This is a genomic window from Streptomyces malaysiensis subsp. malaysiensis (genome assembly GCF_040653035.1).
Classification (GTDB): domain Bacteria; phylum Actinomycetota; class Actinomycetes; order Streptomycetales; family Streptomycetaceae; genus Streptomyces; species Streptomyces malaysiensis.
Genome location: NZ_JBEZNG010000017.1, coordinates 187603 through 212420, shown reverse-complemented (window position 1 = coordinate 212420; position 24818 = coordinate 187603). Strand labels below are relative to the sequence as shown.

Sequence of the window (24818 nt, the reverse complement as noted above, 5' to 3'; positions counted from 1 at the left end):
CGTCAGGACCTTCCGAATTCATTGTTGATGATGTCGAAAATGTCTTCGGCGGAGGCGGCGTCGAGGTCGAGTTCATCGTCGTCGGCACCGTCGGCACCCGCCGCGTTTCCGGTTTCGTTCCAGGTCCGCAGCAGCGCTTCGAGCCGCGCGGTGACCCGCTCGCGTTCCGTCGCGTCGTCGGAGACATGGGAAAGGGCGAATTCCAGCTTGTCGATTTCGGCGAGGGCCGGGAGTTCGGGTGTGGTGTCCTCGCCGAGGAGGTCGGCGCGCAGCACACCGGCGAGCACGCCGGGCGTCGGGTGGTCGAAGACCAGGGTGGCGGTGAGCTGGAGCCCGGTGGCCGCGTTGAGCCGGTTGCGGAGTTCGACGGCGGTGAGCGAGTCGAAGCCCAGCTCCTTGAAGGCCCGGCCCGCCTGGACGGCCGTGGTGTCGTCGTGTCCGAGGACGGCGGCGACCTCCGTACGGACGAGGTCCAGCAGGGCCCGCTCGGCCTCGGGCCCGGTGAGCCCGGCGAGCCGCTGCCGCAGGGACTCCGCCGGTGCCTCGGCGGTGCCGCCGTCCGCGCCCTCCGCCGGGTCCGGTGCGAGGGCGGCCCGGACCTCGGGCAGGTCGGCGATGAGCGGACGGGGGCGGGCCGCGGTGAAGGCGGGGGCGAAGCGGCCCCAGTCCACGTCGGCCACGGCCACGGCGGTCTCGTTCCGGTCCAGCGCCTGCTGGAGGGCGGCGATGGCGTCGTGCGGGGCCATCACCGGCAGACCGCGGCGGCGCAGTTGCTCGGCTGCCTCGTCATCGGCGACGAGCCCGCCGTCCGCCCACGGGCCCCAGGCCACGGAGGTGGCGGTGAGACCGCGCGCCCGGCGCTGTTCGGCCAGCGCGTCCAGGAACGCGTTCCCGGCCGCGTAGGCGCCCTGGCCGCCACTGCCCCACACCCCGGCGATCGAGGAGAAGAGCACAAAGGCGTCCAGCTCGGTGTCGCCGAGCAGCGCGTCCAGATGGGCCGCGCCCGCCACCTTGGCGGCCACCACATCGGCGACATCGGCCGGTGTGGTCTCCGCGAGCGGTGCGAACTGCCCGGCGCCCGCCGTGTGCACGACGGCGGTGAGCGGGTGGTGCGGGTGTGCGTCGCGGATGCGGGTCAGCAGCCCGGCGACCGCGTCCCGGTCGGTGACATCGCAGGCGACGACGGTCACCTGGGCGCCCTTCCCGGTGAGTTCGGCCGTGAGCTGGTCGGCGCCGGGGGCGTCGGGGCCCCGGCGGCTGGTGAGCACCACCTGCTCGGCGCCGTTGTCCACCAGCCAGCGGGCCACATGGGCGCCCAGCGCGCCGGTGCCGCCGGTGACCAGGACCGTGCCACGGGGCCGCCAGGGCGCGCCGGTGGCCGGGGTGGACTCGGCGTGGGCGATGCGGCGGGCCAGGATTCCGGCCGTACGGATCGCCAGCTGGTCCTCGTGGCCGTCGCCGTGTCCGCCGAGCACACCGGCAAGGCGGTCGGCGGCCCGTTCGTCCAGCGTGGCGGGCAGGTCGAGCAGACCGCCCCAGCGCTCCGGGTGCTCCAGCGCCACCACCCGGCCCAGGCCCCAGATCTGCGCCTGTGCGGCGCTGCCGACCGGCTCCGAGGCCGCGGTGGAGACGGCGCCGGTGGTGGCGCACCACAGCGGGGCGTCCAGGCCCGCGTCGCCGAGCGCCTGCACCAGCACTCCGGTGCGCAACAGCCCGGTGGGCACGGCGGGGTGGTCGGGGTGCGCCCGCTCATCCAGCGCGAGCAGCGAGAGCACACCGTGTACGGGCTCCTCCGCGGCGGCCCGGCGGATCCGGTCGGCCAGGGCGTCCCGGTCGAGGTCCGCGCCGTCGGCCGGGCCATCGGCCGGGGTGAGGCGCCGGATGTCGGCGCCCCGGTCGGCCAGCGCGTCCACGACGCGCCGCACGGCCTCGGCGTGGCCCGCGGCCGCGGCCGGTTCGGCCACCAGCCAGACGCCGGGGGCGGCCGCGAGCCGCGGCTCCTCCAGCGGCTTCCAGGTGACGCGGTAGCGCCGGCCGTCGAGCGCGGACTGCTCGCGCTCACGCCGCCGCCACGCGGACAGCGCCGGGAGCAGCGCGCTGAGCGGCTGGTCCACGTCGATGCCCACCGCGTCCGACAGCGAGGCGAGGTCATCGCTCTCGACCGCCTCCCAGAACCGGGCACCGGCCGTGTCGACGGCCGCGGCCTCCTCGCCGGACGTGTGCCGCGGGGTGCCCTCCAGCCAGTAGCGGCGCCGCTGGAACGCGTACGTGGGCAGGTCGACGCGGTGCGCGCCGGTCCCGGCGAACAGCGCCGCCCAGTCCAGGGCCGCGCCCCGCACATGCAGCGTGGCGAGGGCGCCGGTCAGCGTCTCCGGCTCGGGGCGCCCGGCGCGCAGCACGGGCACGAAGGCCACCTCCTCGGCGCCTTCGGCCCCGGCGGTGACGCAGTCCTGCGCCATGGCGGACAGCACCCCGTCCGGGCCCAGTTCGACGTAGGTGGTGACGCCCTGGGCCTCCAGCGTCCGCACCCCGTCGAGGAAGCGCACGGCGTGGCGGACGTGGCGCACCCAGTAGTCGGCGGCCATGCCCAGCTCGTCGGTCACCGGCTGCCCGGTGACGGTGGAGACGATCGGGATGCGCGGCGCGCCGTACCTCAGCCCCTCGGCGACCTTGCGGAACTCGGCGAGCATGCCGTCCATCAGCGGGGAGTGGAACGCGTGGCTCACGGCGAGCCGCTTGGTCTTGCGGCCCCGCGCCTCGAACGACGCGGCAACCTCGAGCGCCGCGTCCTCATCGCCCGCGATGACCACCGACGTGGGCCCGTTGAGCGCGGCGATGCCGACGCGGTCGGTCAGCAGCGGCTCGACCTCATCCTCCGCCGCCTGCACCGCGATCATCGCGCCACCCGCGGGCAGCTCCTGCATCAGACGGCCGCGGGCGGCCACCAGCGCGGCGGCGTCCTCCAGCGACAGCACCCCGGCCACATGTGCCGCGGCCAGCTCGCCGATCGAGTGCCCGGCCAGGAGGTCCGGCCGCAGCCCGGCGGCCTCGGCCAGCCGGAACAGCGCCACCTCGACGGCGAACAGCGCGGGCTGGGTGAACCCGGTCCGGTCCAGCGGGGCCTTGTCGTCGCCGAACAGCACGTCGTACAGCGGCCGTTCGAGGTGGCGGTCCAGCTCGGCGCAGACCGCGTCCAGCGCCTCCGCGAAGACCGGGCTGGCCTCGTACAGTTCACGGCCCATGCCGAGCCGCTGGCTGCCCTGCCCGGTGAAGAGCACGGCGGTGCGCCCCTCGGCGGGGACGCCCCGGATCAGCTGCGCGGCGGACTCGCCACGCGCGAGGGCGGTGAGGCCCGCGAGCAGCCGGTCCCGGTCCGGGCCGAGGACCACCGCGCGGTGCTCCAGGGCGGACCTGGTGGTGGCCAGGGAGTACGCCACGTCCACCGCGTCCAGCCCGGCCTCGGCCTCGACGTGGGCGCGCAGCCGCTCGGCCTGGGCCCGCAGCGCGTCCTCGCCCTTGGCCGACAGCGGCCAGGCCACCACATCGGGCCGCATGAGCGGGCGCCGTGGTGTGCTTTCGGCCGGCTCGTCGTCAACCGGGGCCTGCTCCAGAACGGTATGGGCGTTGGTGCCGCTGAAGCCGAACGAGGAGACGCCGGCCCGGCGCGGACGGCCGGTCTCCGGCCACTCCACCTGCTCGGTCAGCAGCGACACCGCACCCGTCGACCAGTCCACATGCGGCGACGGCTCGTCCACGTGCAGGGTGCGCGGCAGCACACCGTGGCGCATCGCCAGCACCATCTTGATGACACCCGCGACACCGGAGGCGGCCTGGGTGTGCCCGATGTTGGACTTGATGGCGCCGAGCCACAGCGGCCGCTCCGCGTCCCGGTCCCGGCCGTAGGTGGCCAGCAGCGCCTGCGCCTCGATCGGGTCGCCGAGCCGGGTGCCGGTGCCGTGCGCCTCCACCGCGTCCACATCGCCGGTCGTCAGTCCGGCACCGGCCAGCGCCTGGCGGATGACGCGCTGCTGGGCGGGGCCGTTGGGCGCGGTCAGACCGTTGGAGGCGCCGTCCTGGTTGATGGCCGAGCCACGGACGATCGCCAGTACGGGGTGGCCGTTCTCGCGGGCGTCCGACAGCCGCTCCACGAGCAGCATGCCGACGCCCTCGCCCCAGCCGGTGCCGTCCGCACCCGCCGCGAACGCCTTGCAGCGCCCGTCGGCCGCCAGCCCGCGCTGACGGCTGAACTCGATGTACGCGCCGGGGCTGGACATGACCGTCACACCGCCCGCGAGCGCGAGCGAGCACTCGCCCTGGCGCAGCGCCTGGATCGCCCAGTGCAGCGCCACCAGCGACGACGAGCAGGCCGTGTCGACCGTGACCGCCGGGCCCTCCAGACCGAAGGTGTAGGCGAGCCGGCCGGAGACCACGCTGGCCGCGTTGCCCGTGCCCAGGTAGCCCTCGACGCCCTCGGGGACGGTGTGCAGCGAGGCGTCGTAGTCCTGCCCGTTGGAGCCGACGAAGACCCCGGCGGAGGTGCCGCGCAGCGTCGCCGGGTCGATGCCCGCGCGCTCGAACGCCTCCCAGGACGTCTCCAGCAGCAGCCGCTGCTGCGGATCCATGGCGAGCGCCTCACGCGGCGAGATCCCGAAGAACCCGGCGTCGAAGTGGCCCGCCTCGTAGAGGAAACCGCCCTCGCGGGCGTAGAAGGTGCCACGGTGGTCGGGGTCCGGGTCGTACAGCGCGTCCAGGTCCCAGCCGCGGTCCGCCGGGAACTCGGCGATCGCGTCCCCGCCCGCGGTGAGCAGCTGCCACAGCTCCTCGGGCGACCGCACCCCGCCCGGGAAGCGGCAGCTCATCGCGACGATCGCGATCGGGTCGTCATCGGCCGCCGTCGTCACGGCCGTCGAGCGCGTGGACTCGGCGGCGGTGTCGGCGCTCGCGCCCGTGTCCGTGCCGATGAGCTCGCCGCGCAGATAGCCCGCGAGGGCGGAGGCCGTCGGATAGTCGAAGACCAGGGTCGCGGGCAGCTGGACGCCGCTCGCGGCACCGAGCCGGTTGCGCAGCTCGACGGCGGTCAGCGAGTCGAAGCCCAGCTCGCCGAAGGCCCGGTCGGCCCCGATGGACTCCGAGCCGTCGTGTCCGAGCACCGCGGCCACCTGCGTACGGACCAGGTCCAACAGCAGCCGGTCGCGCTCCGCCTCGCCCAGCCCGGCCAGCCGGGCGGCGAGCGAGGAGCCGTCGGCCGCGGGCTCGGCGGCGGCGTCCTCCGCCGCCGCGCGGATCTCGGGGAGGTCCGCGAGCAGGCGGCTGGGCCGTGCGGCGGTGAAGTCCGGCGCGAACCGGTCCCAGTCGATGTCCGCGACGGTCACCACGGTGTCGTCGAGATCGAGCGCCCGCTGGAGCGCGCCGATCGCCAACTCGGCGTCCATCGGCGGCAGTCCGCCCCGGCGCAGCCGCTGCTCCAGCGCGCCGTCCGTGGCCATCCCGCCCTCGGCCCACGGGCCCCAGGCGATCGAAGTGGCGGGCAGGCCCTCGGCGCGCCGCCGCTCGGCGAGCGCGTCCACGTAGGCGTTGGCGGCGGCGTAGTTGCCCTGCCCCGGGGCGCCGAACGTGCCGCTGGTCGAGGAGAACAGCACAAAGGCCGACAGCTCCCGATCGCGCGTCAGCTCGTCCAGATGCGCCGCGGCGACCGCCTTGGCACGCAGTACGGCCGTGAAGCGCTCGGGGGTGAGCGAGTCCAGTACGCCGTCGTCCAGCACCCCCGCCGTGTGCACCACACCGGTCAGCGGCAGCTCGGCCGGAATGGCGTCGAGGAGCCGCGCGAGCGCGTCCCGGTCGGCCACATCGCATGCGGCCACCGTCACCCGGGCGCCGGAGGCGGCGAGTTCATCGCGGAGTTCGACCGCGCCGGGGGCGTCCAGGCCACGGCGGCTGGTGAGCAGCAGGTGCCCGGCGCCGTTCGCCACCAGCCAGCGGGCCACCTGCGCGCCCAGCGCGCCCGTACCGCCGGTGACCAGGGTCGTACCGGCGCCCGGCGTCCAGGAGCCACCGTCGGAGCCGGGCGCGGACGCCCTGACCAGACGGCGTCCGAACACGCCCGACGCGCGCACCGCGACCTGGTCCTCGCCACCGGCACCGGCCAGCACCTCCGCCAGCCGCCCCAGCGCACGCTCATCGGCCGCCGCCGGGAGGTCCACCAGACCGCCCCAGCGCTCGGGCACCTCCAGCGCGGCCACCCGGCCGAGACCCCACAGCCGCGCCTGCGCGGGGCTGACCATGCCGTCCGAACGGCCCACGGCCACCGCGCCCCGCGTGGCCACCCACAGCGGCACGCCGACACCCATGTCGCCCAGGGCCTGCGTCAGCGCGGCCGTCCGCGGCAGCCCCTCTCCGTCGCCGTCCGCGAGGGCGAGCAGGGACAGCACACCGCCGGTCACGGCCTCGTCGCCGATGGCGGCGGCCAGCCGTTCGGCCAACGCCGCGCGGTCGTCGCCGGCGGGCAGCTCCACGCGGTGTACGTCGGCACCGCGGTCGTTCAGCATCCGTACGGCGCCCTCGACCCAGGCGTCCTCGGCCGCCTCGGCCGGGACCACCACGAGCCAGCCGCCGCTCGGGGACGCGGTGGCGCGGTCGGTCACCGGCTTCCACGACACCCGGTAGCGCCAGCCGTCCACCGTCGAACGCTCCGACTGCTGCCGCCGCCACGAGGAGAGGGACGGCAGCAGGGCCTCCAGCGCGCCGTTGCTCTCGGTGCCGAGGTTCAGGGTCTCGGCGAGCGAGGCCAGATCCTCGCGCTCGACGGCCTCCCAGAAGCGGGCATCGACCGCGTCCTGAGCCGTGGCGCCGGGGGTGGCGGTGGCCGCCGACCGTACGTCCAGCCAGTACCGGCGGCGCTGGAAGGCGTACGTCGGCAGCTCCACGCGCCGGACGGCGGTTCCGCCGTAGAACGCCTCCCAGTCCAGGGCCACGCCCCGGACGTGCAGGGCGGCGAGGGCGGTGGTGACGGTCTCGGCCTCGGGGCGGTCCTTGCGCAGCGCGGCGGCGAACGCGGCGTCCCCGCCGGTCACACACTCCTGCGCCAGCGCGGAGAGGACACCGTCGGGGCCGAGTTCGAGGTAGGTGGTGACGCCCTGGGCCTCCAACGTCCGCACACCGTCCAGGAAGCGGACCGCTTCACGGACGTGGCGCACCCAGAAGTCGGGGGTCGCGATCTCGTCCGGGGAGACGATGGTGCCGGTGAGGTTGGAGACGATCGGGATACGCGGGGCCTCGTACGACAGGCCCTGCGCCACCTCGCGGAACGCGTCCAGCATGCCGTCCATACGCGGCGAGTGGAACGCGTGGCTCACGGTGAGCCGCTTGGTCTTACGGCCTCGAGCCTCGAACGACGCCGCGATCTCCAGCGCCGCGTCCTCGTCACCGGCGATGACGACCGAGGTGGGACCGTTGAGCGCGGCGATCGAGACACGCTCGGTCAGCAGCGGCGCCACCTCGTCCTCCGACGCCTGGACGGCGACCATCGCGCCACCCGCCGGAAGCTCCTGCATCAGACGGCCACGCGCCGCCACCAGCTTCGCCGCGTCCGCGAGCGAGAGCACACCCGCCACATGCGCGGCGGCCAGCTCACCGATCGAATGGCCGGAGAGGAAGTCGGGCCGCAGCCCCCACGCCTCCACCAGCCGGAACAGCGCCACCTCGACCGCGAACAAAGCGGGCTGAGTGAACCCGGTCCGATCCAGGGCAGCCGCGTCGTCCGCGAACACCACGGTCTTCAAAGGCCGCTCAAGATGTGCGTCCAGCTCATCGCAGACCGCGTCCAGCGCCTCCGCGAACACCGGATAGGCGTCATACAGCTCACGCCCCATCCCCAGCCGCTGACTCCCCTGCCCCGTGAACAGGAACGCCAGCTTCCCGGCCACCGGCGAGCCCTGCACCAGGCCATTGGCCGGTTCGCCTGAGGCCAGCGCCTCCAGGGTGCGCAGGAAGCCCTCGCGGCCGTCGGCCACCAGCACCGCGCGGTCCTCGAACGCGGCGCGCCCGGCGGCCAGGGTGTAGCCGATGGCGGCCAGGTCCGTGTCCTCGTCGGCGGAGCGCAGCCGGTCGCGCAGGCGGCGGGCCTGGTCGCGCAGCGCGTCCTGGCCCACGGCCGACAGCGGCCACGGCAGCACCGGCGGTACGGCGGACGGCCGCGCCACCGCGCCGTCGTGGTCCTCGGCGGCCGGGGGCTGCTCGATGATGGTGTGCGCGTTGGTGCCGCTGATGCCGAACGAGGACACGCCCGCGCGGCGCGGACGGCCGGTGTCCGGCCACTCCATCCGCTCCGTCAGCAGCGAGACCGCGCCGTCTTCCCACTCGACGTTCGGCGACGGCTCGTCCACGTGCAGCGTCTGCGGCAGCACACCGTGGCGCATCGCCATCACCATCTTGATGATGCCCGCGACACCCGCGGCGGCCTGTGTGTGGCCGATGTTGGACTTGATGGAGCCGAGCCACAGGGGCTGGTCGGCGTCCCGCTCCCGGCCGTAGGTGGCCAGCAGTGCCTGCGCCTCGATCGGGTCGCCGAGTGTCGTACCCGTACCGTGCGCCTCGACGACGTCCACCTCACCGGCCGACAGCCCGGCGGCGGCCAGCGCCTGCCGGATGACGCGCTGCTGGGACGGACCGTTCGGCGCCGTCAGACCGTTGGAGGCACCGTCCTGGTTGATCGCGCTGCCCCGCACGACCGCCAGCACCGGGTGGCCGTTCTTCCGCGCGTCCGAGAGCCGCTCCACGAGCAGCATGCCCGCGCCCTCGCCCCAGCCCGTGCCGTCCGCCGACGCCGCGAACGACTTGCACCGGCCGTCGGTGGCCAGGCCGCGCTGACGGCTGAAGTCGATGAACGTCTCGGGTGTGGCCATGACCGCCACACCACCGGCCAGCGCCATCGTGCACTCGCCCGCGCGCAGCGCCTGGATCGCCCAGTGCAGCGCCACCAGCGACGACGAGCACGCCGTGTCGACCGTGACCGCCGGGCCCTCCAGACCGAAGGTGTACGCCACCCGGCCGGAGGCGATGGAGCCCGCGTTGCCGGTGCCGATGTAGCCCTCGACACCGTCGGGGATGCCGTCGAGGCCGGTCACATAGTCGTGGTACATGACGCCCGCGAACACACCGGTCCTGCTGCCGCGCACGGTCGACGGGTCGATGCCCGCGCGCTCGAACGCCTCCCAGGACGTCTCCAGCAGCAGCCGCTGCTGCGGATCCATGGCGAGCGCCTCACGCGGCGAGATCCCGAAGAAGTCCGGGTCGAAGTCGGCCGCGTCGTGCAGGAATCCGCCCTCGCGGGTGTACGAGGTGCCCGTGTGGTCGGGGTCCGGGTGGTACAGACCGTCGAGGTCCCAGCCACGGTCCACGGGGAAGCCGGAGATGCCGTCGCCACCGGTGGCGACGAGCTCCCACAGCTCCTCCGGGGTGCGCACCCCGCCGGGGTATCGGCAGCTCATGCCGACGATGACGATCGGGTCGTCGTCGACCGCCGGAGTCGCCCCCGCCCGTACGGGCACGAGCGGCGCCGCGACCTCCTCCTCGGCGCCCAGCAGCTCCTCGCGCAGACGACCGGCCAGGGCGGAGGGGGTCGGGTAGTCGAAGACGAGCGTCGCCGGGAGCCGCAGCCCCGTGACGGTCTTGAGGTCGTTGCGGAGTTCGACGGCGGTGAGCGAGTCGAAGCCCAGCTCCTTGAAGGCACGCCCGGCCTCGACCGCCTCCGGGCCCGCGTAACCGAGCACCGCGGCGACCCGCCCGCACACCAACTCCAGCAGCTCACGGTCCTGTTCGGACCGGGCGAGCCCGGCCAGGCGCTGGGCGAGCGAGGAGCCGTCGGCGGTGGCGGCCACGGCGGCGGCCCGCCGGACCGGGGTCCGCACCAGGCCGCGGAACAGCGCCGGGACGGTGCCGGTCGCCGTGGCCTCGGTGCGCAGCCCCGCGTGGTCGAGCCGCATCGGGAACAGCACGGGGGCGCCGTCGGCGCGAGCCGCGTCGAAGAGCGCGAGCCCCTCGTCGGCGGCGATCGGGGCGACCCCGCCGCGCGCGATACGCCGCAGATCGACCTCGTCAAGACCGCTGCCCATGCCCGCACCGGCCCACAGGCCCCAGGCCAGCGCGGTGGCGGGGAGCCCCTGGGCGACGCGGTGCTGGGCGAGCGCCTCCAGGAAGGAGTTGGCGGCCGCGTAGCTCGCCTGTCCGGGCGCACCGAACACGGCGGCGGCACCGGAGAACAGCACGAACGCGGACAGCTCCTGGTCGCGGGTCAGCTCGTGCAGGTTCAGCGCCGCGTCCACCTTCGGGCGCATAACGTGTGTTACGCGCTCGGGCGTCAGCGAACCGAGGATGCCGTCGTCCAGGACGCCCGCCGTGTGCACCACGGCGGTCAGCGGATGCTCGGCCGGGATGGCGGCCAGGGTCGCGGCCAGGGCGTCGCGGTCGGCCACATCGCAGGCCGCCCAGGTGACGGTGGCACCGGCCGCCGTGAGCTCGGCGCCCAGCTCCTCGGCGCCGTCGGCCTCGGCGCCACGACGGCTGACCAGCAGCAACCGCCGTACGCCATGGGCGGAGACGAGGTGGCGGGCGAAGAGACCGCCGAGGTTTCCGGTGGCGCCGGTGATCAGTACGGTCCCGTTGGGGTCGTACGACGGGGCACCGGACTCCGCGCGAGTGCCGACGGCGTCGGTGTTCTCGGTGCGATGGGTGTTTTCGGCGCCGTCGAGGCTCTCGGTGCCATCGGTGTTTCGCGCGCCGTCGATGGCCTCGGTGCCACCGGTGCTCTCGGTGCCACCAGTGCTCTCGGTCACCGGCACCCGGGCCAGCCGTGGCGCGAGCGCCGCGCCCGCGCGCAGCGCCAACTCCGCCTCGTCCACACCGAGCGCGGCGGGCACCGTACGGTACGAGTCCTCCTGGCCGTCCACGTCCAGCAGGACCAGCCGGCCGGGGTTCTCCGACTGCGCGGAGCGGAACAGACCGCGCACAGCGGCGTACGGCAGATCCGCCACGCCCGCCCCCGGCTCGGTCGCCACCGCGCCCCGGGTCAGCAGCACCAGCCGCGACGCCGTGAACCGCTCATCGGCCAGCCACTCCTGGAGCAGGCTGAGCACGGCCTGTGTGGCCTCGTGCACGGCCGACGCGTCGCCGCCGCCACCGATACCGGCCAGCAGGACGGTGTCCGGCGCGGGCGCCCCGGCCTCGACGGCCGTCCGCAGCACCGCCAGATCGCGGTAGGCGGCGAGCCGGATGCCGGTCCCGAACGCGCCCTCCAGCGTGGCCAGTTGGGCGCCGTCCGCACCGAGCACCGCCCAGTCGCCCGTGGCCGCGCCGGTCGCGGGCGCCGGAACCGCCGTCCAGTCCAGCCGGAACAGCGACTCGTGCAGCCCGCCGCGCGCCGCGCGCACCTGGTCGGCCGAGGCCGCCCGCAGCGCCACGGACTCGACGGTGGCCACCGCACGGCCCGTACCGTCGGCCACCAGCAGCGAGACCGCGTTCGCCGACCGCTCGGACAGCCGCACCCGGAGCGCACCGGCCCCGGCCGCGTGCAGCTGAACGCCGTTCCACGCGAACGGAAGCAGCGCGCCCTCGGCCAGCGCCGCCTCCCGGTCGGCGCTGTCGAGGCCGATGACGTGCAGCGCGGCATCGAGCAGGGCCGGGTGCAGCCCGAACCGCTCGGCCTCGGCGCCCGACGTCAGCGGCGTGTCCTCGGGGAAGCCCACCTCGGCGTAGAGGTTCTCGCCGAGCCGCCAGGCGCCCTTGAGCCCCTGGAACACCGGCCCGTAGCCGAGGCCCGCCCCGGCCAGCTCCTCGTACAGCCCCTCGACCGGGATCGGCGTCGCGCCCCGCGGCGGCCAGACGGCGAGCTCATCCGGCTCGCCGGACATCCGGGTGCCGGGCGCGAGCACACCGGTTGCGTGGCGCGTCCACGGCTCGGTGCCGAGCGCGTCCTGCCGACGCGAATGCAGGCTGAAGGAACGGCGGCCGGACTCATCCGGACCGTCCACGACGAGCTGCACCCGCACCCCGGTGTGCTCGGGCAGTACGAGCGGCGCCTCCAGGGTCAGTTCGTCCAGCCGCTCACAGCCGACCTGGCCGCCCGCGGCGCCCGCCAGCTCCACGAAGGCCGTGCCGGGCAGCAGCACAGTGTCCATGACCGCGTGGTCCGCGAGCCAGGGGTGAGTGCGGAGGGAGAGCACTCCGGTGAGCAGAAGCCCATCGGCGTCCGCGAGCGCGACGGCGGCGCCGAGGAGCGGATGATCGATGTCGCCCAGCCCGATCGACTCGGGGTCGCCGGCGGCGAGGGCGGCGGCGCTGGGCCAGTAGCGCTGCCGCTGGAATGCGTAGGTGGGCAGGTCGGCCGGGTCCACGGGAGCGGCGCCCGTACCGGCGAAGACGGCCGCCCAGTCCGGTGTCACACCGCGGACATGCGCCCGCGCGAGGGCGGTCATCAGCGCCTCGGCCTCGGGGCGGTCCTTGCGCAGCACGGCGGCGAACGCGGCGTCCCCGCCGGTCACACACTCCTGCGCCATCGCGGAGAGGACACCGTCGGGGCCGAGTTCGAGATAGGTGGTGACGCCCTGGGCCTCCAGCGTCCGCACACCGTCGAGGAAGCGGACCGCTTCACGGACGTGGCGCACCCAGAAGTCGGCCGTCGCGATCTCCTCGGCGGAGACGACGGACCCGGTGAGGTTGGAGACGATCGGGATGCGCGGAGCCTCGTAGGTCAAGCCCTCGGCCACCTCGCGGAACGCCTCCAGCATCCCGTCCATACGAGGGGAGTGGAACGCATGGCTGACCGTGAGCCGCTTGGTCTTACGCCCCTGCGCCTCAAAACCGGCCGCGATCGCGACGGCATCGTCCTCATCGCCCGCGATGACGACGGAGTTCGGGCCGTTGAGCGCGGCGATGCTGACCCACTCGGTCAGCAGCGGGGAGACCTCGTCCTCCGACGCCTGCACGGCGACCATCGCGCCACCGGCGGGCAGCTCCTGCATCAACCGCCCACGCGCGGCCACCAACTGCGCGGCGTCCGCGAGCGACAGCACATCCGCCACATGCGCGGCGGCCAGCTCACCGATCGAGTGCCCCGACAGGAAGTCCGCCTTCAGACCCCATGCCTCGACAAGACGGAACAGCGCCACCTCGACCGCGAACAAAGCGGGCTGAGTGAACCCGGTCCGGTCGAGAGCCTCTGTGTCCTCCCCGAACAGCACATCCCGCAGCGGCCGCTCAAGGTACAGATCCAGATGCGCACACACATCATCCAGCGCATCCGCGAACACCGGATAGGCGTCATACAGCTCACGCCCCATCCCCAGCCGCTGACTCCCCTGCCCCGTGAACAGGAACGCCACCTTGCCCTCGGCGACCGTCCCCTCGACCACGGACGGGACGGACTCGCCCCGGGTCAGCGCGTCGAGCGACCGCAGAAGTTCGTCCCGGTCGCCGACGGTCAGCACCGCACGCCGCTCCAGGGCGGCGCGGCCAGTGGCCAGGGCGTGGGCGATGTCGAGCGGCGCCGACTCCGGCCGCGCCGCGATGTGGGTGCGCAGCCGCGCGGCCTGCTCCCGCAGCGCTTCCGCGTTCTTGGCCGACAGGACGAACGGCAGGCGACCGCCGAGGCCGTTCCGCTCGGGTGCCTCGGCCGGTGTGTCGACCGCCGGGGCCTGCTCCACGATGGTGTGCGCGTTGGTGCCGCTGATGCCGAACGAGGAGATACCGGCGCGGCGCGGGTGGCCGGTCTCCGGCCACTCCACCTGCTCGGTCAGCAGCGACACCGCACCCGTCGACCAGTCCACATGCGGCGACGGCTCATCCACATGCAACGTCCGCGGCAACACACCATGCCGCATCGCCAACACCATCTTGATGATGCCCGCGACACCCGCCGCCGCCTGCGTATGCCCGATGTTGGACTTGATGGAGCCGAGCCACAGGGGCTGGTCGGCGTCCCGCTCCCGCCCATACGTGGCAAGCAACGCCTGCGCCTCGATCGGGTCACCCAGCGTCGTACCCGTACCGTGCGCCTCGACGACATCCACATCGCCGGTGGTCAGCCCGGCGCTGGTCAGCGCCTGGCGGATGACACGCTGCTGGGACGGACCGTTCGGCGCCGTCAGACCGTTCGACGCACCGTCCTGATTGATGGCGGAGCCCCGGACCAGCGCCAGCACCGGATGGCCGTTGCGCCGCGCGTCCGACAGCCGCTCCACGAGCAGCATGCCCACGCCCTCGCCCCAGCCGGTGCCATCGGCCCCGGCCGCGAACGCCTTGATCCGGCCGTCGGCGGCCAGTCCGCGCTGGCGGCTGAAGTCAATGAAGTTCTCGGGGGTGGACATCACCGTGACGCCGCCTGCGAGCGCCATCGTGCACTCGCCCTGGCGCAGCGCCTGCACCGCCAGATGCAGCGCGACCAGCGACGACGAGCAGGCCGTGTCGACCGTGACGGCCGGGCCCTCCAGGCCGAAGGTGTACGACAGCCGACCGGACACCACGCTCGCCGCGTTGCCCGTGCCGAGGTGGCCCTCCAGGCCCTCGGGCGCCTGCATCAGCAGCGACAGATAGTCCTGGCCGTTGGTCCCGGCGAAGACACCGATCTGCTGACCGCGCAGCGCGTCCGGGTCGATGCCCGCGCGCTCGAACGCCTCCCAGGACGTCTCCAGCAGCAGCCGCTGCTGCGGATCCATGGCGAGCGCCTCGCGCGGCGAGATCCCGAAGAACGACGCGTCGAAGTCGGCGACGTCGTAGAGGAAGCCACCCTCACGCGTGTACGTCGTCCCCTGACGGTCCGGATCCGGGTCGTACAGCCCCGCCAGATCCCAGCCACGGTCGGACGGGAACTCCGCGATGGCATCCCCGCCCGCCGTCAGCAGCTCCCACAGCTCCTCCGGCGACCGCACCCCACCCGGGAAACGGCAGCTCATCGCCACGATCGCGATCGGATCGTCGGCCACCGCGACCGTGGGTGCGGCCACGCCTCCGGTCACCGCGGCGTCCGTGCCGAGCAGTTCGGTGCGCAGGTGGTCGGCGAGGGCGGTGGCGTTGGGGTAGTCGTAGATGAGCGTGGCGGGCAGCCGCAGGCCGGTTGCCGCGTTCAGCCGGTTGCGGAGTTCCACGGCGGTGAGCGAGTCGAAGCCCAGCTCCTTGAAGGCACGCCCGGCCCCGACCGCATCGGCCCCACCGTGCCCCAGCACCGACGCGACCTGCGCACGCACCAGCTCCAGCAGTGTCTGTGCGCGCTCGTTCTCCGTTAGCCCGGAGAGCCGCTCCGCCAGCGTGCCGGTCCCGCCGGTGGCTGCCGGGCGCGGTACGCCCTCGACCGCCGGCGCCGGACGCGCGGCGCGCACCTCGCCGAACAGGGCGCTGGGCCGTACGGCGGTGAACTCGGCGAGGAACCGGTCCCAGTCGATGTCCGCGACCGTCACGGCGGTGTCATCGAGGTCCAGCGCCTGCCGCAGCGCGGTGAGCGCCGACTCGGGCGCCATGGGCGGCACTCCGTCGCGGCGCATCCGCCGCTCCAGCGCCTCGTCCGCAGCCATGCCGCCCTCGGCCCAGGGGCCCCAGGCGATCGAGGTGGCGGGCAGCCCCTCGGCGCGCCGCAGCTCGGCCAGCGCGTCCAAGTAGGCGTTGGCCGCCGCGTAGTTGCCCTGCCCTGCCGCGCCCACCGATCCGGCGAACGAGGAGAAGAGCACGAACGCCGTAAGGTCCAGGTCACGCGTCAGCTCATGGAGGTTCCGCGCGGAGGTGGCCTTGGCGCGCACCACCCGCTCCAGGCGCTCGGCGTCCAGCGTGTCCACAAGGCCGTCGTCCAGCACACCGGCCGCGTGGACGACGGCGGTCAGCGGGAACTCGGCCGGTATGGACGCCAGCAGTTCGGCGAGCGCGTCCCGGTCCGCCACATCACACGCGGCCACGGTTACCCGTGCACCCGACGCGGCCAGCTCGTCCCGCAGCTCCACCGCGCCCGGGGCGTCGAGGCCCCGGCGGCTGGTGAGCACCAGATGCTCGGCACCGCACTCCACCAGCCAGCGGGCCAGCTGCGCACCCAGCGCACCCGTACCGCCCGTCACCAGCACCGAACCCGAGGCACGCCAGTCCTCATCGCCCGATGTCCGGGCCCCGGAAGCCTCCGTCAGCCGGCGCCCGAAGACGCCCGAGGAGCGCACCGCGACCTGGTCCTCGCCGCTTGCCCCGGCCAGCACACCCGCCAACCGGCCCAGCGCACGCTCGTCGGCCGTCTCGGGAAGGTCGATCAGACCGCCCCACCGCTCCGGCAGCTCCAACGCCGCCACCCGACCAAGCCCCCACACCGACGCCTGACCCGGATCCACCACACCATCGGAGCGCCCCACCGACACCGCACCCCGCGTCGCCACCCACAACCGCGCACCCACACCCACATCACCCAACGCCTGCGCCAAAGCAGCCGTACGCAACACACCCGACTCACCCCCGACGGCCAGCAGCGAGAACACCCCCGCCACCGAACCGCCCGCAACCGCCGTACGCAGCTCATCCGCCAACCCGGCACGGTCCACCGCATCCGACTCGACCACCCGCACATCAACACCACGCCCAGCCAACGACCGCACCACACCCCCGGCCCACACACCCCCAGCCTCACCCGCAGGCACCACAACCACCCACGAACCACCCAACACACCAGCCGCCGACAACCGATCCGTCACCGGCCGCCACAACACCCGATAACGCCAACCATCCACCACAGACCGCACCGACTCCTGCCGCCGCCACAACGACAACGCAGGCAACACCTCACCCAGCGAAACCCCCGGATCCACCGCAAGCTCCGCCGCCAACGCGGCCACATCCCCGCGCTCCACCACATCCCAGAACCGACCGTCGACGGCGCCGCCAAGCGCGGTCTCCGCCGCCGGGGCCTCCTCCCACCAGTACCGGGTGCGCTGGAAGGCATACGTCGGCAGCTCGACCCGCCGGGCCCCGGTGCCCTCGAAGTACTCACGCCAATCCGGCGACTGGCCCCGGACATGCGGCACGGCGAGGGCGGCGGTCACCGACTCGGCCTCCGCACGCCCCTTCCGCAGCGCGGCGGCGAACGCGGCGCCGTCGCCGGTCACACACTCCTGCGCCATCGCCGAAAGCACGCCATCGGGGCCGAGCTCGACGAAGGTCGTCACACCCTGGGCTTCCAACGTCCGCACACCGTCGAGGAAGCGCACGGCCTCCCGGACATGGCGCACCCAGAACTCGGGGCTCGTGATCTCCCCGGCGGACACCACCCCACCGGTGAGGTTGGAGACGATCGGGATCCGCGGAGCCTCGTACGTCAGGCCCTCGGCCACCTCGCGGAACGCCTCCAGCATCCCGTCCATACGCGGCGAGTGGAACGCATGGCTCACCGTGAGCCGCTTCGTCTTACGGCCCTGGGCCTCGAACGACGCGGCGATCTCCAGCGCCACGTCCTCGTCACCGGCAATCACCACCGACGTCGGCCCGTTGAGCGCGGCGATGCTGACCCGCTCGGTCAGCAGCGGCGCCACCTCGTCCTCCGACGCCTGCACCGCGACCATCGCGCCACCGGCCGGAAGCTCCTGCATCAAACGGCCACGCGCGGCCACCAACTGCACCGCGTCGGCGAGCGACAGCACACCCGCCACATGCGCGGCGGCCAGCTCACCAATCGAGTGCCCGGAGAGGAAGTCCGGTGTCAGACCCCATGCCTCGACCAGCCGGAACAGCGCCACCTCGACCGCGAACAGCGCGGGCTGAGTGAACGCCGTCTGATCCAGTACGGCCGCGTCCTCCCCGAACAGCACATCCCGCAGCGACCGCTCAAGGTACAGATCCAGATGCGCACACACCTCATCCAGCGCATCCGCGAACACCGGATAGGCGTCATACAACTCACGCCCCATCCCCAGCCGCTGACTCCCCTGCCCCGTGAACAGGAACGCCACCTTGCCCTCAGCGGCCGTCCCCTCCACCACATCCGGGACGGACTCGCCACGGGCCAGCGCGTCCAGGCCCGCGACGAAGGTCCCGCGGTCCGTGGTGACGAGCGCCGCGCGCCGCTCCAGCGCGGCGCGGCTGGTGGCGAGCGAGAAGGCGATGTCGGTCGCGCTCAGTTCGGGGTGGGTGCGGAGATGAGTGGCCAGCTGTGCGGCCTGGGCGTGCAGCGCCTGCCCGTCCTTCGCCGACAGCAGCCACGGCAGCACGACCGGCTCACGCGGCTCGGGCTCCTCGACTGAGGCGGCCGGAAGGGCCGGGGCCTGCTCGATGATGGTGTGCGCATTGGTGCCGCTCAGCCCGAAGGACGACACGCCCGCACGGCGCGGGCGGCCGGTCTCCGGCCACTCCACCTGCTCGGTCAGCAGCGAGACCGCACCCGTCGACCAGTCCACATGCGGCGACGGGGCATCCACATGCAACGTCCGCGGCAACACACCATGCCGCATCGCCAACACCATCTTGATGATGCCCGCGACACCCGCCGCCGCCTGCGTGTGGCCGATGTTGGACTTGATGGAGCCGAGCCACAGCGGCCGGTCCCCATCCCGCTCCCGCCCATACGTGGCAAGCAGCGCCTGCGCCTCGATCGGGTCACCCAGCGTCGTACCCGTACCGTGCGCCTCGACCGCGTCCACATCACCGGCCGACAGCCCCGCACCGGCCAGCGCCTGGCGGATGACGCGCTGCTGGGACGGACCGTTCGGCGCCGTCAGACCGTTCGACGCACCGTCCTGGTTGATCGCGCTGCCCCGCACGACCGCCAGCACCGGATGGCCGTTCTTCTCCGCGTCCGACAGCCGCTCGACCAGCAGCATGCCGACGCCCTCGCCCCAGCCGGTGCCATCGGCCCCGGCCGCGAACGCCTTGATCCGGCCGTCCTCCGCGAGCCCGCGCTGACGGCTGAAGTCCACGAACGCGTCCGGCGTGGACATCACCGTGACACCACCGGCGAGCGCCATCGTGCACTCGCCCGAGCGCAGCGACTGAACGGCCATGTGCAGGGCCACCAGCGACGATGAACACGCCGTGTCCACCGTCACCGCCGGGCCCTCCAGGCCGAAGGTGTACGACAGCCGACCGGACACCACACTCGCCGCGTTGCCCGTGCCGAGGTGGCCCTCCAGCCCCTCGGGCGGGGTGGCGACGAGCCCGGCGTAGTCCTGGCCGTTGGTGCCCGCGAAGACACCGGTACGGCTGCCGCGCAGCGTTGCCGGGTCGATGCCCGCGCGCTCGAACGCCTCCCAGGACGTCTCCAGCAGCAGCCGCTGCTGCGGATCCATGGCCAGCGCCTCACGCGGCGAGATGCCGAAGAACGACGCGTCGAAGTCCCCGGCGTCGTAGAGGAAGCCGCCTTCACGCGTGTACGTCGTCCCCTGACGGTCCGGGTCCGGGTCGTACAGCCCCGCCAGATCCCAGCCACGATCCAACGGGAACTCCGCGATGGCATCCCCGCCCGCCGTCAGCAGCTCCCACAGCTCCTCCGGCGACCGCACCCCACCCGGGAAACGGCAGCTCATCGCCACGATCGCGATCGGATCGTCGGCCACCGCGACCGCCGATGGCGCCACCACACCGCCGTCCACCGCGACATCGGCGCCCAGCAGCTCCGTACGCAGATGGTCGGCGAGGGACGTGGCGTTCGGGTAGTCGTAGATGAGCGTGGCGGCGAGCCGCAGGCCCGTCGCCGCGTTCAGCCGGTTGCGCAGCTCGATCGCGGCCAGCGAGTCGAAGCCCAGCTCCTTGAAGGCGCGGCCCGCCTCGACCGCATCGGCCCCACCGTGCCCCAGCACCGACGCGACCTGCGCACGCACCAACTCCAGCAGCGCACGGTCCTGTTCGGCCTTCGGAAGGCCGCTCAGCCGCTCGCCGAGGGGGGAGGCGGCGTCGGCGTCGGTGACGACCTTCGCGGTGTCGGCGCCGGTCGCGGCGCGCTGCCCGGCCTCCGCCGCCAGCTCGGCGATCAGCGGGCTCGGCCGTACGGCGGTGAGGGTGCCGGTGTAGTGCTCCCAGTCGATGTCCGCGACCGTCACGGCGGTGTCATCGAGCTCCAGCGCCTGCCGCAGCGCGGTGAGCGCCGACTCGGGCGCCATCGGCGGCATGCCCTCGCGGCGCATCCGCCGCTCCATGGCGTCGTCACCGGCCATGCCGCCCTCGGCCCACGGGCCCCAGGCGATCGAGGTGGCGGGCAGCCCCTCGGCGCGCCGCAGCTCGGCCAGCGCGTCCAAGTAGGCGTTGGCCGCCGCGTAGTTGCCCTGCCCGGCCGCGCCCACCGACCCCGTGATCGAGGAGAAGAGCACGAACGCCGAGAGGTCCAGGTCGCGCGTCAGCTCGTCCAGATGGCGCGCGGCGTCCACCTTGGCCCGCAGCACCGAGGCGAACCGCTCGGGCGTGAGCGAGTCCAGTACGCCGTCGTCCAGCACACCGGCCGCGTGCACGACGGCGGTCAGCGGAAGCTCGGCCGGAAGCCCGGCGAGCAGCTCGGCGAGCGCGTCCCGGTCCGCCACATCACACGCAGCCACGGTCACCCGGGCACCCGACGCGGCCAGCTCGTCCCGCAGCTCCACCGCGCCCGGCGCCTCCAGCCCACGACGGCTGGTGAGCACCACATGCTCGGCACCGCACTCCACCAGCCAGCGGGCCAGCTGCGCACCCAGCGCACCCGTACCGCCCGTCACCAGCACCGAACCGGCGCCCGGTGTCCATGAGCCGTCCGAGGCCGCACCCGTCGCCGAACCCGGCGTGGCCGCCCGCACCAGCCGGCGTCCGAAGACGCCCGAGGCGCGCACCGCCACCTGGTCCTCGCCACCGGCCCCGGCCAGCACACCCGCCAACCGGCCCAGCACACGCTCATCCACCGACTCCGGCAGATCGACCAGACCGCCCCAGCGCTCGGGCAGCTCCAACGCCGCCACCCGACCAAGCCCCCACACCGACGCCTGACCCGGATCCACCACACCATCGGAGCGCCCCACCGACACCGCACCCCGCGTCGCCACCCACAACCGCGCACCCACACCCACATCACCCAACGCCTGCGCCAAAGCAGCCGTACGCAACACACCCGACTCACCCGCGCCCATCGCCAGAAGCGACACCACACCCGTCACCGAGGCGTCGCCCACCGCCGTACGCAGCTCATCCGCGAGCCCCGCGCGGTCCACCGCGTCCGACTCGACCACCCGCACATCAACACCGCGCCCAGCCAACAACCGCACCACACCCGCGGCCCACACTCCCCCAGCCTCACCCGCAGGCACCACAACCACCCACGAACCACCCAACACACCCGCCGACAACCGGTCCGTCACCGGCCGCCACAACACCCGATAACGCCAGCCATCCACCACAGACCGCACCGACTCCTGCCGCCGCCACAACGACAACGCAGGCAGCACCTCACCCAGCGAAACCCCCGGATCCACCGCAAGCTCCGCCGCCAACGCGGCCACATCCCCGCGCTCCACCACATCCCAGAACCGACCGTCCACCGCCGAGCCCGGTGCGGCCTCGGCCGACGATCCCGCCGGGGCCGGGGCGTTGAGCCAGTACCGCTGGCGCTGGAAGGCGTAGGTGGGCAGGTCGATCGGGCGGGCGTCGGTGGCAGCGTACGGGGCGGCCCAGTCGGCCTTCTTGCCCCGGACGTACGCCAGCGCCAGGGCCGCGGTCACGGTTTCGGTCTCGGGGCGCCCGCCGCGCAGCGCGGGGGCGTACGCGGCGCCCTCGGCGTCGGGCAGACAGTCCTGGGCCATGGCGGTGAGCACGGCGTCGGGGCCGAGCTCGAGGAAGGTGGTGGCGCCCTTGTCGGCGAGCGTACGCACTCCGTCGAGGAAGCGGACGGCCTCGCGGACATGGCGCACCCAGTACTCGGGCGAGCACAGCTCCTCTGCGGTGGCCACGCGCCCGGTGACGGTGGAGACCACGGGGATGCGCGGCGGGGCGTAGTCCAGCACTTGGGCGACGCGCCGGAATTCGGCGAGCATGCCGTCCATCAGCGGCGAGTGGAACGCGTGGCTGACGGTGAGCCGCTTGGTCTTACGGCCTCGCTCCTCGAAGGCCGCCGCGATCTCCAGCGCGTCCTCCTCGGCGCCCGAGACGACGGTGGACCGCGGGCCGTTGACGGCGGCGATGCCGATCCGGTCCTCGCGTCCGGCGAGCAGCGGCAGCACCTCGTCCTCCGACGCCTGCACCGCGACCATCGCGCCACCGGCCGGAAGCTCCTGCATCAAACGGCCACGCGCGGCCACCAGCGCGGCGGCGTCCTCCAGGGACAGCACACCCGCCACATGGGCCGCGGCGAGCTCACCGATGGAGTGTCCGGCGAGCAGTTCGGGGCGCAGCCCCCAGGATTCGAGGAGGCGGTAGAGCGCGACCTCGACGGCGAACAGGGCGGGCTGGGTGTAGTCGGTGCGGTCGAGGAGGTCGGCCTCGGGGGTGCCCTCCTCGGCGAAGAGCACGTCGAGGAGCGGGCGTTCGAGCTGCTCCTCGAGGTACCAGCAGGCGTCGTCGAGGGCTTCGGCGAAGACGGGGTAGGCGCCGTAGAGCTCACGGCCCATGCCGAGGCGCTGGCTGCCCTGGCCGGTGAACAGCAGGGCCAGCTTTCCGGCGGCGGGGGCGCCGCGCACGACGGACGGTGCGTCGCCGCCGTCGGCGAGGGTGCGCAGGGCGGAGCGGAAGCCGTCGCGGTCTCCGGCGAGGAGCACGGCACGCTGTTCGAAGGTGGCGCGGGTGGTGGCCAGGGAGTGGCCGATGTCGGTGAGGGCGAGCCCGGGGTCGGCCTCCAGCAGCGCGTACAGCCGCTCGGCCTGGCCACGGAGGGCGTCGGTGGTCTTCGCGGACAGCGTCCAGGGCAGCAGGGCGGGTGCTGCGGCGGCCTCGTCGTCAGGGTCCTCGGCATCGGCCCGCTCCTCGGCGGGGGCCGGAGGCTGCTCGATGATGGCGTGGGCGTTGGTGCCGCTCATGCCGAACGACGACACGCCCGCGCGGCGCGGGCGGTCGCTCTCCGGCCAGGGCCGCGCCTCGGTCAGCAGCTCGACGTCGCCGCCGGTCCAGTCGACATGCGGGGTCGGCTCGTCGATGTGCAGGCTGCGCGGCAGAACGCCGTGGCGCATCGCCATGACCATCTTGATGATGCCGCCGACACCGGCCGCGGACTGGGTGTGGCCGATGTTGGACTTGAGCGAGCCGAGCCACAGCGGGCGGTCCGCCTCGCGGTTCTGGCCGTAGGTGGCGAGCAGCGCCTGGGCCTCGATGGGGTCGCCGAGGGTGGTGCCGGTGCCGTGGGCCTCCACCGCGTCCACCTCACCGGCCGTCAGACCCGCGTTGGCGAGGGCCTGACGGATGACGCGCTGCTGGGCGGGGCCGCTGGGGGCGGTGAGACCGTTGCTGGCGCCGTCCTGGTTGATGGCGGTGCCACGGACGACGGCGAGGATCCGGTGGCCGTTCCGCTGGGCGTCCGAGAGCCGTTCGACCAGCAGCATGCCGACGCCTTCGCCCCAGGCGGTGCCGTCGGCCGCGGCGGCGAACGGCTTGCAGCGGCCGTCGGCGGCGAGGCCGCGCTGGCGGCTGAAGGCGATGAACGAGCCGGGGTTGGCCATGACCGCCGCGCCACCGGCGAGCGCCATGGTGCACTCGCCCGAGCGCAGCGCCTGGACGGCCAGGTGGAGGGCCACCAGGGAGGAGGAGCAGGCGGTGTCGACGGTGACGGTGGGGCCTTCGAAGCCGAAGGTGTAGGCGATCCGGCCGGAGGCGACGCTGGCGGCGTTGCCGGTGACCAGATAGCCCTCGAAGCCCTGCTCGGCCTCGTGCAGCCGGGGGCCGTAGTCCTGGGTCTCGGCGCCGACGAACACACCGGTCCTGCCGCCCCGGAGGATCGCGGGGTCGATACCGGCGCGTTCGAAGACCTCCCAGGAGGTCTCCATCAGCAGCCGCTGCTGCGGATCCATCGCCAGCGCCTCGCGCGGGGAAATCCCGAAGAACGCCGGGTCGAACTCATCGGCGTCGTGCAGGAATCCGCCTTCGCGGGTGTAGCTGCTGCCCGGCCGGTCCGGGTCGGGGTCGTAAAGTCCGGCGAGATCCCAGCCCCGGCTCTCCGGGAATTCGGAGATGACGTCTTTTCCGCCCGCGACGATTTCCCAGAGTTCTTCGGGAGAGCCGACCGCACCGGGGAATCGGCAGCTCATTCCGACGATCGCGATGGGCTCGTCGGCGGCGATCGGGCCCATTCCGGCGTCGGCCGGGGAAACGTCGGAGTCGTCGTTCCCGCCCAGCAGTTCGGTCCGCACATGGCGGGCGAGGTCGGCGGGGGTGGGGTGGTCGAAGGCGAGGGTGACCGGCAGCCGCAGCCCGGTGGCGGCGGTCAGCCGGGCATGCAGGTCGACCGTGGCGAGGGAGTCGAAGCCCAGGTCGAGGAAGGGACGCTCGGGGTCGAGGACATCCGGTGCCTTGTCCTTGAGTGCCTGCTCGACAATCTCGCCGACCCATGCGGTGAGGGCCTCGGCGCGTTCGGCCTCGGGGAGCGCGGCGAGCCGGTCGCGCCACGGGGACGCTCCTCGGGGGCTCGCGTCCCCCATTTCGGTGTGCTCGGGCGTGAAATCCACGGACTCACTCACCATCGCGTGCCCCATTACCCTCGCAGACATAACACCAAGACCGTACGTCAGCTTTACACAGGGCAGTGCGGCTAGAAACCCCTTCAAACCCCCTATGGACCCCTATCATCCCTTTGGGGTCCCGTATCGGAAGGGCATCGCGATATGGCCACGCTTAATTCACCAGAGTGCATGAGAATTGCGGTGGCGACAAGGATTTCG

Annotated in this window: 1 protein-coding gene; it reads right to left on the bottom strand. The window is 73.5% G+C overall.

Features of this window, described 5'->3' with window-relative positions; genetic code table 11:
* Positions 1-2 precede the first annotated feature (2 nt).
* On the bottom strand, positions 3-24620 hold the full coding sequence (locus AB0E24_RS29865; protein WP_435865336.1) for a type I polyketide synthase: 24618 nt from the start codon (positions 24618-24620) through the stop codon (positions 3-5).
* Between the last annotated feature and the right edge of the window lie 198 nt (positions 24621-24818).

Excerpts from the sequence above, each read along its gene's own strand:
- AB0E24_RS29865 (WP_435865336.1), bottom strand. The coding sequence starts at position 24,620 with ATGGTGAGTGAGTCCGTGGATTTCACGCCCGAGCACACCGAAATGGGG.